11 protein-coding genes are annotated in these 14,564 nt (G+C 44.9%); 4 read left to right on the top strand and 7 right to left on the bottom strand.

Features of this window, described 5'->3' with window-relative positions; translation table 11 throughout:
• Window positions 1-16: 16 nt before the first annotated feature.
• From AC57BQ_RS20035 to AC57BQ_RS20025, 3 genes are all read left to right on the top strand, one after another.
• Window positions 17-952: a hydrogen peroxide-inducible genes activator gene (locus AC57BQ_RS20035; protein WP_496407951.1), complete on the top strand. Its 936-nt coding sequence runs from the start codon at window positions 17-19 to the stop codon at window positions 950-952.
• Window positions 953-1,085: 133 nt separating this feature from the next.
• Window positions 1,086-3,503, top strand: coding sequence for a TonB-dependent siderophore receptor (locus tag AC57BQ_RS20030; RefSeq protein WP_496407950.1), 2,418 nt, complete (start codon window positions 1,086-1,088; stop codon window positions 3,501-3,503).
• A gap of 1 nt (window position 3,504) precedes the next feature.
• Complete coding sequence (locus tag AC57BQ_RS20025; protein WP_496407949.1) at window positions 3,505-4,662, top strand: PepSY-associated TM helix domain-containing protein; 1,158 nt, start codon at window positions 3,505-3,507, stop codon at window positions 4,660-4,662.
• Window positions 4,663-4,771: 109 nt separating this feature from the next.
• Here AC57BQ_RS20025 and AC57BQ_RS20020 read toward each other — a convergent pair whose 3' ends face one another.
• The 7 genes from AC57BQ_RS20020 to AC57BQ_RS19990 form a co-directional block, all read right to left on the bottom strand.
• A complete protein-coding gene (locus tag AC57BQ_RS20020; RefSeq protein WP_496407948.1) occupies window positions 4,772-5,806 on the bottom strand; it encodes a 2Fe-2S iron-sulfur cluster-binding protein in 1,035 nt (344 codons plus the stop codon).
• A 5-nt stretch (window positions 5,807-5,811) separates the two neighbouring features.
• Window positions 5,812-7,266: an amino acid permease gene (locus AC57BQ_RS20015; RefSeq protein WP_076378480.1), complete on the bottom strand. Its 1,455-nt coding sequence runs from the start codon at window positions 7,264-7,266 to the stop codon at window positions 5,812-5,814.
• A gap of 119 nt (window positions 7,267-7,385) precedes the next feature.
• Window positions 7,386-8,390 carry a zinc-binding dehydrogenase gene (locus tag AC57BQ_RS20010; protein WP_496407947.1) on the bottom strand — a complete coding sequence of 335 codons (1,005 nt, stop codon included), beginning with the start codon at window positions 8,388-8,390 and terminating at the stop codon, window positions 7,386-7,388.
• A gap of 806 nt (window positions 8,391-9,196) precedes the next feature.
• On the bottom strand, window positions 9,197-9,808 hold the full coding sequence (locus AC57BQ_RS20005; protein WP_496407946.1) for a superoxide dismutase: 612 nt from the start codon (window positions 9,806-9,808) through the stop codon (window positions 9,197-9,199).
• A gap of 235 nt (window positions 9,809-10,043) precedes the next feature.
• Window positions 10,044-10,517 (bottom strand): nucleoside deaminase, encoded by a 474-nt coding sequence (locus AC57BQ_RS20000; RefSeq protein ID WP_496407945.1) that lies wholly within the window; start codon window positions 10,515-10,517, stop codon window positions 10,044-10,046.
• Window positions 10,518-10,853 carry a tRNA-binding protein gene (locus AC57BQ_RS19995; protein WP_496407944.1) on the bottom strand — a complete coding sequence of 112 codons (336 nt, stop codon included), beginning with the start codon at window positions 10,851-10,853 and terminating at the stop codon, window positions 10,518-10,520.
• A 330-nt stretch (window positions 10,854-11,183) separates the two neighbouring features.
• On the bottom strand, window positions 11,184-13,844 hold the full coding sequence (locus AC57BQ_RS19990) for a ligase-associated DNA damage response DEXH box helicase (protein ID WP_496407943.1): 2,661 nt from the start codon (window positions 13,842-13,844) through the stop codon (window positions 11,184-11,186).
• A gap of 82 nt (window positions 13,845-13,926) precedes the next feature.
• On the opposite strand from AC57BQ_RS19990, the gene AC57BQ_RS19985 reads away from it, so the two are divergent.
• Window positions 13,927-14,526: a hypothetical protein gene (locus AC57BQ_RS19985; RefSeq protein ID WP_496407942.1), complete on the top strand. Its 600-nt coding sequence runs from the start codon at window positions 13,927-13,929 to the stop codon at window positions 14,524-14,526.
• Window positions 14,527-14,564 lie beyond the last annotated feature (38 nt).

The following is a 14,564-nucleotide window of genomic DNA, read 5'->3' as shown; positions in this document are numbered from 1 at the left end:
AATAGGATTTATCTATATGACTATTACTCAATTGGAATATATTGTAGCTGTTGACACCTATCGGAGTTTCGTGATCGCAGCCGAAAAATGCTTTGTTACTCAACCTACATTAAGTATGCAGGTGCAAAAGCTGGAAGATACCCTGGGCGTGAAACTATTCGATCGTAGTAAACAGCCGGTAACCCCTACGGAAATTGGCATCGAGATCATCACGCAAGCGCGTATCATGCTGTCGGAAAGCGAAAAAATAAAAGAAATTATTACCGACAGACAAAAAGAACTATCCGGCGAATTGAGGGTTGGTATTATACCCACCGTATCACCTTATATATTACCCAAGATCATACGGGGTTTTATTGAAAAATACCCGCAGGTTAAGCTGATAGTTTGGGAGCAAACTACCGAAGATATCATACAGCAACTAAAGCTGGGCAAGATCGATTGCGGTATTATGTCAACACCGCTCCATGAAAGCTCCTTGACCGAGATTCCTGTATTTTATGAGAATTTTGTGGCTTATGTATCCAAAAACAGCAAACTCTCCAAAAAGAAAAATATCAATCCAGAAGATATTGATATGGAAGAGATCTGGGTGCTTAACGAAGGGCATTGCATGCGCGAGCAGGTTTTAAATATTTGCCAGCGGCGTAAATCAACCAAAGGCTTTCTGCACTTTGAATATAATACCGGTAGTGTTGAAACTCTGAAGCGCATGGTTGACCAAAACAATGGCGCTACCATTTTACCTGAGCTGGCTTTAGCCGAACTGACAGATAAACAATTGGATAAGGTGCGCTATTTTAAATCACCTGAACCTGCGCGCGAAGTAAGCATAGTGATACAGCGTAATTTTTTAAAACGCAGAATGATCGAAGCTTTAAAAAATGAAATACTTGAATTTGTACCCAAACGAATGAAGAGTAAAAAGAAGAAAGAGGTAATGGATATCTGAGTTTTAGCCATATAAATTGGTTTAGCTAATTTCATGGGGTTGAGTTTTATTATTTATAATTATTCTAAATAATTTGGATTGTTAGGCACTGTGTCTTATTTTTGGCCAATTGTTTATAATTAGTCTAAATAAAATGACGCAACCCCAACTTAATTTTCACAAACTATTCTCTCTCTCAATTTTAGCAATTATACTGCTCTTCAATTCAGCTGCAATTGCTCAGCAATCAAAAGGAACCATCAAAGGCCACGTTGTTATTCAGAATGACGGCCCGGCCGAAAACGTTTCGGTTACTTTAAAAGGTACAAAATACGGTACTATCACTAACGAAGACGGTGATTTTACTTTAAGGGCACCCCAAGGTAAATACACCCTGGTTATATCACAGGTAGGTAGCAAAAGCCAGGAAGCACCTGTTGAGCTTGCAGCAGGCCAAACGCTAACCTTACCACAATTTACTGTTAGCAAAGCCTCCAACAACTTGCGGGAAGTAAGTATCAGTGGCAGTAAGGTAAATAAGTTTAAAACCAAAAAGAGTGTTGACGTTGCTAAAATGCCTTTGAGCAACCTTGAAAACGCGCAGGTTTACACTACCATAACCAGCCAGTTATTACAGGAACAGCAAATTTTTTCGGTTGACGATGCTTTGCGTAATGCCCCGGGCATACAAAAAATGTGGGAGCCAACCGGTCGTGGTGGCGATGGTGGCAGTTATTATAACTCACGTGGATTTATTGTACAAGCCAAGTTGCGAAATGGCATAGCAGGTAATATAACCTCTGGTATTGATGCTGTTAATCTGGACAGAATAGAAGTGATCAAAGGTCCATCTGCAACTTTATTCGGAAGTACCTTAACCTCTTACGGCGGCCTGATTAACCGGGTAACCAAAACGCCTTACGACTCGTTTGGTGGTGAGGTTTCCTTGGCCGGTGGTAATTATGACTTCCACCGTGTGGCGCTTGATATAAATACACCATTGGACGTGCAGAAAAAGGTATTGTTCCGCTTAAATACAGCCTTCAATAATGATGGCAGTTTCCAGAATAATGGCTTTAACCGTGCATGGGCTATAGCACCAAGCTTGCTTTATAAGGTTAATGACAGGTTAACAATATCGGCAGACGCAGAGTTGTCTTATGGTAAAAACATCGGTAAATCAATCTTCTTTATGCCTTATGGACAATCGGTTGCTGCTTTGGGATACACCAGTGCTGATCAGTTAAAACTGGATTATAAACAATCCTACTATGGAGATGATTTGACTCAAACGTCAAGAAGTACCAACTTTTTCGGACAAGTAAAATATAAAATATCCGATCAGTGGACAACAAGTACCAACATCAGTTCAACTAATAGTTTTTCAAACGGCTTTAACCCTTACTTTTATTTGCTTCCCGGCGATTCAGTTTCTCGCAATGATCAGTCAACCCGTAACAGTACGGATAATATGATCGAGATACAGCAAAACTTCAACGGCGATTTTAAAATAGGCAAGTTCAGAAACCGGGTAGTTGCCGGGTTGGATTTCTTCCGGGAAAACTCCAATCAGTTCTTTTTCGGCAGCACGCTTGATACCGTATCGGTAAAAGGTGCTCATGACTATTCCAATTTTAACCGGGCAGCTATGAATGCTTTGTATGCTACTGGCAAATATGGGTTTACATATCCTTCAATCTATAAAACCAATACTTACAGCGCTTATGTTTCGGACGTGTTTAATATTACCGATCAGTTAATAGCCTCAGCCGCATTGCGTGTCGATCGTTTTGATAATAAAGGTAATTACGACCCAACAACCAATACTACATCCGGAGGTTATAAACAAACCGCGTTTTCACCAAAGTTCGGTTTGATCTATCAGCCGGTTAAGGATCACGTGGCATTATTTGCCAACTACCAGAATGGTTTTACCAATAAAACCGGAATAACAGAAGATAATAAACCATTAAAGCCTGAACAAGCCAACCAAATTGAAGGCGGGGTTAAAATTGATCTGTTTGATGGTAAATTAAGCAGTACTTTAAGTTACTATGATATTAAGGTAAAAGATGTTGTACGTGCCTCAGCTATAAATCCAAGTCTTTCTGTACAGGATGGTACCCAGTTTAGCCGTGGCTTTGAGGCCGAGATAATAGCAAACCCCGTAACAGGCTTAAATATTATTGCAGGGTTTTCATACAATGATTCAAAACTGGAGAAAACCGCCGATGCCACTGTAGAAGGCTTGCGCCCAACTACAGCCGGGTCACCTTATAATGCTAACTTTTGGGCCAGCTACCGCATTTCAAAAGGCTTGGTAAAAGGTCTTGGCTTTGGTTTTGGCGGCAATTATGCAAGCGATAACAAAATTATAAACAGTAAAACGCTTGGTGTATTTTCGCTACCCGCTTACACTGTGTTGAATGCATCAGCATTTTATGATGTAAGCCAATACAGGATAGGGTTTAAAATGGATAACCTCACCAACGAAAAATACTGGATAGGTTATACCACCGTTAATCCGCAAAAATTAAGAAGTTACGCCTTAACATTTGCCTATAAATTTTAATATGACCTTTAAAAAGATCATCCTGTTTTGTCATCGCTGGCTCGGATTTATATCCGGGCTGGTGGTGTTTATAGTGAGTGTTACCGGCTGTCTTTTCTGTTTTCAGGACGAGATACAGGATGCTTTTTACAGTTACCGCAAAGTTGAGGTACAGCATAAACCCTATCTGGATCCATCAGTATTAAAAGCCGAAGCATTAAAAGGTCATAAAGGGGCTACCGCCACCTATATGTATTATTACGGAGTTAACCGTCCTGCGGGCATATTGGTTAATCTACCAAAGGACGGGATGCTATATGTTTACCTTAACCCCTATACCGGCAAAATAACTTATACGGAAAACCCCGCGAAGAACTTTTTTATAGTAGTGGAGTTTATACACCTTTATCTGTTATTGCCTCCCAAAATAGGTAGCCTGGTGGTAGGCATATCTGTTATTATATTTATGGTGATCATGATCACCGGGTTAATATTATGGTGGCCTAAACGAAAAAGCGACCGTAAGCGAAGTTTCAATATTAAATGGAATGGGCGTTGGCGCAGGGTAAATTATGATCTGCATAATGTACTCGGTTTTTATGCTACCTCTATAGCGCTTATATTATCGATAACCGGTTTATCCATGGTGTTCGAGTCGGTAAGGGAGGGGATTTATACAACCGCTAACCTGGGCCGCTCCTATCCTTCCGAAAAAGAAGTACTCAAGTCCGACTCGCTTTTAAAGAACAAGGTAAAGGGTAAACCGGTCATTGATCAGGTGTTTACAATAGCACAGGCACGAGCCCCCAGAGCCGAGATGTTTTCCATTAGTGAGGATGCTTCGGCGGCCGGAACCATTGGTATAAATGCCTATGCGCAAACCCTGCACTATTACAAGAGTGATGAGTTTATTTTTGAAAAATATACAGGCAAACTCTTAAAACAAACCCCGCATGATAAAAAAAGCCCGGGTATGAAAATGAACGACATGAATTATGATCTGCATGTAGGGCAAATAGGCGGTTTAACCACCAAGATCATCGCGTTTTTAACCAGTTTGATCTGCGCTTCGTTGCCCATAACCGGTTTTATTATTTGGCTGGGGAAACGAAAAAAGTCCAAATCAAAAAAAGTAAAAGAAGTAGTGCACCGCAGGGTGCATAAGCAGCATTTGGCTTGATGCTCAACTAAATTTGTCATGCTGAACGGAGTGAAGCATCTATCATGCGATGTGCATAGCGAAGAAGATCCTTCGCTGCGCTCAGGATGACAACTAAACTAATTGATGTTCAGGAAACCGGCGAATAGTCTATCACCACATCATCACTTACCGGGTGACCGGTACAGGTGAGCACCCAGCCTTCAGCGATATCGGCATCGGTGAGTACATCGTTTTTTACCATTTCAATTTTACCGCTGGTACACCGGGCGGTACAGGTTGAGCATACGCCGTTTCGGCAACTATAGGGTAGCTGCACGTTGTTTTGTAAGGCAGCCTGCAGTATGGATTGATTTTCACCGACGGCTAGGTCGTGCAGCTCATTTTTAAACCTGATCCTGATCGTCCTGGGCTGGAAATTCAGGATGCTGCTGGTAACCGATACGGTCTCTATGACAAAGTTTTCCCTACGGATCTGTTTAGGGTCGATCCCCATGTACACCAACGCGAATCTGATCATACGCATATAGGGGAAAGGACCACACAGGTAAAATTCCGCTTTATTCACATCCTGTTGCACTATCTGGCGGGTAAGGGCTTCCACCTTATCGTTATTCAGCCGGTTAGCCTCACTGCTGAGCAGGTAAATAATTTTAAACCTGTCGGGATGTTGTACTGCCAAGTTATCCAGCTCATCTTTAAACACGATGGAGTTAGCATCCTGGTTACTATAAATAAGTGTAAGCCTGCTTTTCCCGGGGCGTTTGAGTACATACTTGATCTGCGAAAATATCGGGGTAATACCTGTGCCACCTGCAAAAAGCAAAATATCCTTTTCCTGTTCAAATTGATTGATGGTGAACCTCCCGGCTGGAGCCAGCGCGGTCAAAACATCGCCAGGATGTTCTTTAGCAAGCATGAAGCGGGATATTTCGCCATTGGTAATGCGTTTTACGGTGATAGATAACAATTCCTCATCCGGTGATGAACCTAAAGAATAGGACCTGCGAATCTCCTCGTTACGATGGTTAAATATCAGGGTAACAAATTGCCCGGCCTTATATGGGATAGGTTTGCCCGAAACATTGCTCAAATAAAAGGTGGCTGTATCCTTTGTTTCCCACTTTATCCGTTCAATTTTTAGTTTTAGTATATCCTCATTCATGAAAGCTATCCATGTTTAGCTGCAAGCCTTTTGCGTATCACGCTATTCTTTTTACCGTAGGTGAAATATATAACTAAACCAATTGCCAACCAAATTATTAATCGTAACCAGGTATCGCCGGGTAAAAAAGTCATCATGGCAAAACAAACCAAAATGCCCAATATAGGTACTACCGGTACCCATGGTGTTTTAAATGGCCGGTGAATATTGGGCTGCTGTTTGCGTAAAATAAGTACACCCGCGCATACCATCACAAAGGCCAGCAAGGTACCTATGCTGGTCATTTCGCCTACCACACGGATAGGGACAAATGCCGCGAACAGCGCGATAAAGGCACAAAGTACGATATTCGACTTCCAGGGTGTGCGGAATTTTGGGTGCACATCTGAAAATACTTTGGGTAACAAGCCATCCTTCGACATGGAGAAAAATACCCTTGATTGCCCCAGCAGATCAACCAGGATCACGGATGTATAGCCAATCAATATAGCCAGTACAATAGCCTTGCTTAGCCACTGGTAATGTGTTTTTTCGATCGCGATGGCAACCGGTGCGCCCGAGCCAATAAACTCTTTATAATTGGCCATACCCGTCATCACATGGGCGAAGATCACAAACAGGATAGTACACACCACCAGCGAACCAATGATCCCTATAGGCATGTTGCGCTGCGGGTTTTTGGCCTCCTGCGCCGCAGTTGATACCGCGTCGAAACCGATGAATACAAAGAACACTAGTCCGGCACCTCTCAGTATGCCCGACCATCCATAATCACCCCATACGCCCGTATTTTGCGGTATATAAGGATGATAGTTCTGCGGGTTGATGAACGACCAGCCCACGGCTATAAATACCAACACCACGCCCACTTTTAAGCTCACAATAATGGCATTAACCAATGCCGAGCCTTTAGTACCCCTGATAATGATACTGGTAACCACAATAACGATGAGTGCTGCAGGCAGGTTAATGATACCCCGCACAATATCACCATTGGCCGCTTTTGAAGTTTCAAAAGGCGACAGGATCAACTGCGGCGGCAGATAAAGATCAAACCAGGACAGAAACTTGGTTAAATATTGCGACCAGCTGATAGCCACGGTTGCTGCACCAACGGAGTATTCCAATACCAGGTCCCAACCAATGATCCAGGCAAAAAGCTCGCCCATAGTGGCATAGGAGTAGGTATAGGCGCTACCAGCTACCGGTATCATGGCCGAAAATTCGGCATAACAAAGTGCTGCGAAGGCGCAACCAACGGCTGCTATTAAAAATGATATGGTTACGGCCGGTCCCGAATGCTGCCCGGCGGCGATGCCTGTTAATGAAAATAAACCGGCCCCTATGATAATGCCTATCCCGATGAGGATAAGGTTAACCGGGCCCAATGTACGTTTTAATGAGTGCTCGCCTTCTTCTGCCGATTCCTGCAGCAGCAGGTCGATGGGTTTTTTGATCATGCCTAAAATAAAGTCCACAAAATTAGTAGATTATTTTGCAATCATTTTATTTAATGACCGTTAGGCATGGAATATGACTCGTTATTTATGTAAATAATTGATATATAGCTATTTATAAATCAACACCATAAATTCTGCAACACAATTTTACCAAACTGTGAGGATTTCTCCATTTTGTCGATGGCTTTTTGAGCATTTTTGAAATCATAAACTTCATCAACTACCGGCACCAACTCGTGCTTGGTCACAAAAGCCAGCATAGCCGTAAAATCATCATGGGTGCCCATGGTGGTACCCAATAGTTGTAGCTGTTTCCAGAATATCTTACGTCCATCCAGCGGGGGAATGTTACCTGCTGTTCCGCCGAATACCACGATACGGCCACCGGGATTGCAGAGATCGGGGAATTTGGCGAAGCCAGCGCCCAGGGCACTGTCGATAATAATGTCAAAACCGTGGGCCATCAGTTTCAGTTGTTCGGCCCAGTCCTGCGCTTTGTAGTTTACACCTGCCGCAGCACCCAGTTTTTTGGCACGTTCAATTTTTTCGCCACTGCCCGATGTTACAAACACCTGGCAACCCGCTGCAACGGCCCATTGCAAGGCAAAAACACCTGTGCCCGCCCCTACACCCGATATCAAAACCTTGTCGCCCTTTTTTGCCTTGGCTTTGGTAAATAAGGCCCGGTAAGCAGTTAAACCTGCCAGCGGAATAGCGGCTGCCTGCTCCCAGGTAAGGTGATTGGGTTTGGGGTGCAGATATTCCACCCTGGTTTTTACATATTCGGCAAAAGTACCATCATCCGGCAGGCCCAGTATTTTAAAATCGGTACCCTGGTAATCGTCGCTTTTACCGTAGTTATTGCTGGGGTTGATCACTACTTCTTTATTGATCCACTGTTTGTCCGCTTCGCTGCCTACTTCGGCTACCACGCCGGCACCGTCTGAGCCCAATATGCTCGGGTATTTGATGCCAGCATATTTGCCTACGGTTATCCAATAGTCGCGGCGGTTTAGGGCTGCGGCTTTGATATGAACTAAAACCTCACCGGGAGCAAGGGTTGGTTTTTCAACTTCTTTACATACCAGTGGTTTATCGGCGGCTTCTAAAACGATGGCTTTCATAGGTTAGTTATTGAATTATTGATTTATTGAATTAGTGATTTTTTCCTCCGGAATTTCATCCACACACCTATTCTTAAAACTTTTTAAAGTTAGAATTTTAACAATTTTTAGTCGAAAACAGGGCAAAAACACATCAAAAACTGCTTAAAACTCATTCAAAACCATCGATTTTAACACTTTTTAACAAATTTTTGATAGGTTTTGAAAGGTTTAAAAAGTATTAAGTTATTGATTGTCAAATAACTACATGTTAAGCGGTCGGTTTTGGCCTTGTTTTGGTCTTAACTAAACAGCCCAATTTTCTATTTTTTAGAAAACCGGGCTGCTGTATATGTAAATATACGAAATATTGAGGAGAAGATCAACGTTATGCCGAACTTGTTTCGGCATCCCATAAAGTAAAGTGTACAGCATGGTAGTTATACAGAGCTGCCTACTTGGCGTATACCCGCTCTTGGCCGCGGGAGGGCCAGTTACTTTTCCTTGATGAAAAGTAACCAAAAATCAAGTCAGCAGAGAGGCTTCTTTGCCGCACTTGGCCGTTATCCTGCAAAGCAGACAGAACCACGGCTGCTAAACCTTACCTCCACTTCGTTCGCTCAATTCCAGACTTCGGCAAGGTTTGCTAATGCCTTTGCAGCCGCACAGGCCGCCATCGTTCTGCCCGCTTTCGTCCGAAGCTTATCTGCTGACGAGGGAAGGAAGCTTGTTTAATAGAAACCAATTCAATAATTCACTACTTCAATAACTAAAAAAGGGGCAGGTTCATTTGAACCTGCCCCTTTTTTATGTGCTTAATTTTTTAATTAAGCGGTTGCTTTTGCGTAAAGCTCGGCAACGTGTTTCCAGTTGATCACGTTCCAGATAGCCGCCAGGTAATCCGGGCGACGGTTCTGGTATTTCAGGTAGTACGCGTGTTCCCAAACGTCGATACCTAAAATTGGGGTGCCTTTTACTTCGGCGATGTCCATTAATGGGTTGTCCTGGTTAGGGGTTGAAGTTACAGCCAGTTTTTTATCGGCAGTAACAATTAACCATGCCCAGCCAGATCCGAAACGGGTTGCACCGGCTTCAGATACTTTAGTTTTGAAATCGGCAAATGAACCGAATGTGCTGTTAATAGCATCGGCCAAAGCGCCTGTAGGCTCACCGCCTCCGTTTGGAGAAAGCAAGGTCCAGAATAAAGAGTGGTTATAATGACCGCCACCATTGTTGCGTACAGCAGGCGGGAATTTAGAAATGTTTTTGATGATATCGTCGATATTGCTATCCGCCTCTGGCTTGCCTTCTAAAGCTTTGTTTAAGTTGGTTACGTAAGCCTGGTGATGTTTGCCATGGTGAATTTCCATAGTCAGTTTATCAATATGCGGTTCCAATGCATCTGTAGCGTAGGATAACGCCGGTAGTGTAAATGCCATAATAGTTATTTTATTAAGTTTAAAAGTTTAATGTTGTGACGTAACAAATATAAGAGATGAACTGAGTTTTTGTTCTAAAAAAATTGTCAGGATTGTGTAAGGGTGCGTAGTTCATGGTTGATAGTTCATAGATCATGGATTGTGCCCAGTAGTTCACGATTGGTGGTCAATATTTTGTAAATAGACTATCCGCTATGATCAATGAACTATCAACCATGAACTTTGATCTATGGACTTATTTCTTCCTCTTCCCTTTAAAAAAACTCTTCACCAATTCCGAGCATTCGTTTTCGCGGATGCCTCCGGTGATCACCGTTTTGGGGTGGGTTATTTTTTGATTGAGCCTGCCGAAACCCAGTTTGGTATCATAAGCGCCAAACACTATCCGGCTTACCTGGAACCAGTAGGATGCCCCGGCGCACATCACACAGGGTTCCATGGTTACGTAAAGGGTGCAACCCTGCAGGTATTTGCCGCCCATAGAGTTGGCCGCAGCTGTAAGGGCCTGCATTTCGGCGTGGGCCGATACATCAGTCAATCGCTCCGTAAGGTTATGACCCCGGCCAATGATCTTACCGCCATGCACCACAATGGCGCCAATAGGTATCTCGTCTTCTTCCAGGGCATATTGGGCTTCCTTTAAAGCTTCGCCCATAAAAAAATCATCCGGCGAGATCGTTGGCTCGTCCTCAAAACTAAAATATCTCATTTAAATCAATTTGCTGCCGTTGGGCACAGGTTTGTCCACAGCGGCTAAAACAATATCTCCGTTCTCGTCGGCAAAACCGGTTACCAAAAACTCCGACATAAATTTGCCGATTTGTTTTTTCGGAAAGTTGATCACACCGACAATCTGGCGCCCGGGCAATTCATCTATAGTATAATGTTTAGTGATCTGCGCGCTTGACCATTTAATACCAAATTCGCCAAAGTCAACCCTCACTTTAAAGGCGGGTTTGCGTGCTTCAGGAAATTCTACTACTTCGAGGATGGTCCCGATCCGGAGTTCTACTTGCTCAAAATCGTGCCAGGTAATCGTATCCATATCGGCAAAGGTAAAAATAGATGTGCAGATTTTGGATGTGTAGATGTGCGGATAGGAAAATAATATAATAATCCGTACGTCATTGCGAGGAGGAACGACGTGGCAATCTCGTAGCTATACTTATTCGTGAGAACGCGACGAGATTGCCACGCTGCGCTCGCAATGACATGTTGTTAGGATGTTATTGCGAAATGGAATGGATCAATTACTTACTTGCGCTCGTTTGCAACGAGTGCTTAACGTGGGTTTGCGTTTAAAACGCTATGGCGATGCAATCGCCGCGCCATATTAAGCACTCGTTGCAAACGAGCGCAAGGTAGTTGTAAAATTTTAAAACCCCTTCTTCCTGGTAACTCCCGGTTTGCGGGTTTTGCGTTCAGCTGGTTCTGCGAAGCCTTCGGCGCCGTAGCTTCGGGCCATTTTGGCAATGCGCTCTTCGAGAGTTTCGGTAGTGAGCCGTTCACGCCCCAGGCTATCCACCATAATGGGGAACGCGAATGGTGTTGGGCGTTCGATAGTTTTGAGAATGATGTTTTGTGTGGCGATGCGTTGCAATGCTGCCCTCAGCCTGAACTCCTCCAGCTGAAAAGCCAGGGCTTCGTTATAGGCCTGCCGTACCAGCAGGTTGTTGGGCTCGTACTCTGTAAATACTTCAAATAATAAGGAGGTAGATGCCTGCAGGTGTTTGTTTTTTACCTGCTGACCGGGATAGCCTGTAAATACCAGTCCGCCGATGTGGGCGATATCCCGGAAGCGGCGGCGGGCCATTTCGTTGGCGTTGAGGCTGTGCTGAATGTCATCCAGGAGGTTATCGATCGAAAAGAAGCTGGCATCTTCCAGTACCTGTTCAATGGGTACGTCTTCGTCGGTCAACAGTTCAAAGCCATAATCGTTCATGGCGATAGAAAAGCTGGCCGGTTTTATTTTGCTGATGCGGAAGGCCAGCAGCGACGCCATACCCTCATGTACCAAGCGCCCTTCAAAAGGATAAAACAAGAGATGGTGGCCTTCGCGCGATTTAAACGACTCGATCAAAAACTCATGGCTTTGAGGCAGGTGCGAAAGCTGCTGCTGTAAATCGAACAGCGGTTTGAGCGCGATCACTTCTTCGTCCTTTTCCACACCATGCGCTACCTCATCCAGCTTATCCCTGAACACTGCCGCCAATTGCGACGACAGCGGCATGCGCCCACCGTTCCAGCTGGGGATAATGCCCTTGGTGGAGTTTGATTTTTTAACATAGGCTGTCATTTCCTTTACCCTTATAAACTCCAGGCTGCGCCCGGCGAACCAAAAGGTATTGCCTGGTTTTAAGCGGGAGATAAATGATTCTTCGATGGTGCCCAGGCTGCCGCCACTCAGCCATTTTACGCGTACGCTGAGTTCGCTGGTGATGGTGCCGATGCTGAGGCGATGACGCATGGCCACGCGGCGGTTGTTTACTTTGTACAGGCCATCGGCTATTTCTACTTTTAAAAACTCATCGTACTGGGCCAGTGTTTTGCCACCGGTGGTGATAAAATCCAGCAGCTGACCAAATTCGTTGCGGGTCAAATCGGCAAAGGCATAAGTTGTTTTTACTTCGTTAAACAGTTCCTCGGCCCTGAAGCCGTCGGACACGGCCAGGGTAACCATGTATTGGATGAGTACATCCATGGTGAGCAGCATCGGGTCACGGCTTTCAAAAATGCCTTTTTTAATGGCTTCTTTCAGCGCGGCACCCTCCAACAGTTCGAGTGAGTGCGTGGGCACAAAATAAGCCCGGGATACCGCGCCGGGGTGGTGACCGCTTCGGCCGGCACGCTGCATAAAACGGGCCACGCCTTTGGGACTGCCTACCTGCACCACGGTGTCAACCGGTCGAAAATCGACCCCCAGATCCAGACTGGAAGTGCATACCACCAGCTTTAAAGCTTCGGCATGCAGGGCCTGCTCTACCCAGTTACGTAGCTCATTATCCAGCGAGCCATGGTGCATGGCCATGATGCCTGCATACTCAGGGTAATTGTCCAGGATGGCATGGTACCAAATTTCGGACTGAGACCGGGTATTGGTAAATATGAGCGTGGTTTTGCTGCGGGCTACGATCTCCATTACCTCGGGCAGCAGCTTTAAACCGATATGCCCGGCCCAGGAATAATTCTCGACATTTTCCGGGATGATGGACCGGATATCCAGCTTTTTATCCAGATTGGCCCGCACCATTTTGACGCGCTCCGGCGGGAAATCGTTGCCCAGTAAAACTTCGGCTGCTTGCTCCAGGTTGCCAATGGTAGCGCTGATACCCCAGATTTTTAGTTGGCGGTTATCAGTTTGCAGTAGGCTGTTTGCAGTTGGCAGACTTTTATCCTTTTTATTATTTTTCTCTACTGCTGGCAACTGCCCACTGTCAACTGCAAACGCTAAACTGCCCACCGCAAACTGATAACTGCCAACTGTAGCAAGGGCTTTGAGGCGGGACAGCCCCAACTCCACCTGTACGCCGCGTTTGGTGCCCAAGAGTTCGTGCCATTCGTCGATCACGACTACCTGTAGTTGACTGAACATTTTAGGGTACTCCTTTTGAGCCAGCATCAGGTGCAAGCTTTCGGGTGTGGTGAGCAGTACTTCGGGCAGTTTTTTCTTGAGGGCCTGTTTTTCGGCAGCAGGTGTATCCCCAGTGCGGGTGGCGATGTGCCAGGGCAGGCCGATCTCGTCGCAGGCTTCCTGCATGGCTTTGCGGATATCGTTGGTGAGCGCACGCAGTGGTGTTATCCACAACATAAGCAAACCATTATTTTTTTGCGTGGTATAAGTATCCGGATGCTGATTGATAAAGCCAGCCAGAAATGGCAGGAACAGCGCGAAGGTTTTACCGCTGCCTGTTGGCGCATTAAGCAAACCGGAGTAGCCAGAAAGATAGGCCGCCTCCATTTCCTGCTGAAAAGGGAACTGCTGCCAGTTTTTTTGCCTGTACCACTGCTGTATAACCTGTTGGCCTTTGGATGTCATTATTTGTTCAACAAATTAATGTTAATTTGGTTAGGTATATCAAGCTACCCAACAAAATAAATATAATACCGTTATGATAAATATGATGAAGAATAGTCTGCTATTATTATGCTGCACCGCCCTGTTTGCGTGTAAACAACCGGCGCAAAAACAAAACAGCTCTGATACCACAGCAAGTACAGCGGATACCACTAAGACCAAAACCTCAGTAGCCAATAAACTAATCACCCCGGGCAGGAGCATTGGTGACATTGTATTAAGTGAAGATGTAACCAATGTGAGTCAGTTATTGGGCAGGCCCGATAGCTCGGACGCGGCCATGGGAAGTTCGTTAATGGTATGGTACACCGGACATAAAGCCGATGGTTACCGCACGAGCGTATTTGCCCACCGTAAAATGGGCGATAAGGACGAGATCATCAGCCGGATCCAGAAGATATTGGTTAATTCGCCGGAATTTAAAACCGCAGAGGGCCTTGGTGTTGGTAGCACTGCCGATGAGATCAAAAAAAGCTACAACCTGAAACCAACCAGCGATTATCAAAATAAGAATGGCAAAGTACAGGTTTATACCGACCTGGATAAAGGGATCTCTTTTGAGATAGATACCGCCGGTAAATGTGTGGGTGTGGTGGTACATCAGCCCCATGATACGGCTGCCGCTTATTTTAATATGCATTAGGGGCTAACTGAACCTATAATGGGTCATGCTGAGCTCCG

Source organism: Mucilaginibacter sp. BGA-UO-ETr-C110 (assembly GCF_059567985.1).
Note: the sequence above shows the minus strand (reverse complement) of the source record. Positions and strands in the feature narration are given on the sequence as shown.

Coding starts and splice junctions, on each gene's coding strand:
- AC57BQ_RS20035 (WP_496407951.1), top strand. CDS start 17: ATGACTATTACTCAATTGGAATATATTGTAGCTGTTGACACCTATCGG.
- AC57BQ_RS20030 (WP_496407950.1), top strand. CDS start 1,086: ATGACGCAACCCCAACTTAATTTTCACAAACTATTCTCTCTCTCAATT.
- AC57BQ_RS20025 (WP_496407949.1), top strand. CDS start 3,505: ATGACCTTTAAAAAGATCATCCTGTTTTGTCATCGCTGGCTCGGATTT.
- AC57BQ_RS20020 (WP_496407948.1), bottom strand. CDS start 5,806: ATGAATGAGGATATACTAAAACTAAAAATTGAACGGATAAAGTGGGAA.
- AC57BQ_RS20015 (WP_076378480.1), bottom strand. CDS start 7,266: ATGATCAAAAAACCCATCGACCTGCTGCTGCAGGAATCGGCAGAAGAA.
- AC57BQ_RS20010 (WP_496407947.1), bottom strand. CDS start 8,390: ATGAAAGCCATCGTTTTAGAAGCCGCCGATAAACCACTGGTATGTAAA.
- AC57BQ_RS20005 (WP_496407946.1), bottom strand. CDS start 9,808: ATGGCATTTACACTACCGGCGTTATCCTACGCTACAGATGCATTGGAA.
- AC57BQ_RS20000 (WP_496407945.1), bottom strand. CDS start 10,517: ATGAGATATTTTAGTTTTGAGGACGAGCCAACGATCTCGCCGGATGAT.
- AC57BQ_RS19995 (WP_496407944.1), bottom strand. CDS start 10,853: ATGGATACGATTACCTGGCACGATTTTGAGCAAGTAGAACTCCGGATC.
- AC57BQ_RS19990 (WP_496407943.1), bottom strand. CDS start 13,844: ATGACATCCAAAGGCCAACAGGTTATACAGCAGTGGTACAGGCAAAAA.
- AC57BQ_RS19985 (WP_496407942.1), top strand. CDS start 13,927: ATGATGAAGAATAGTCTGCTATTATTATGCTGCACCGCCCTGTTTGCG.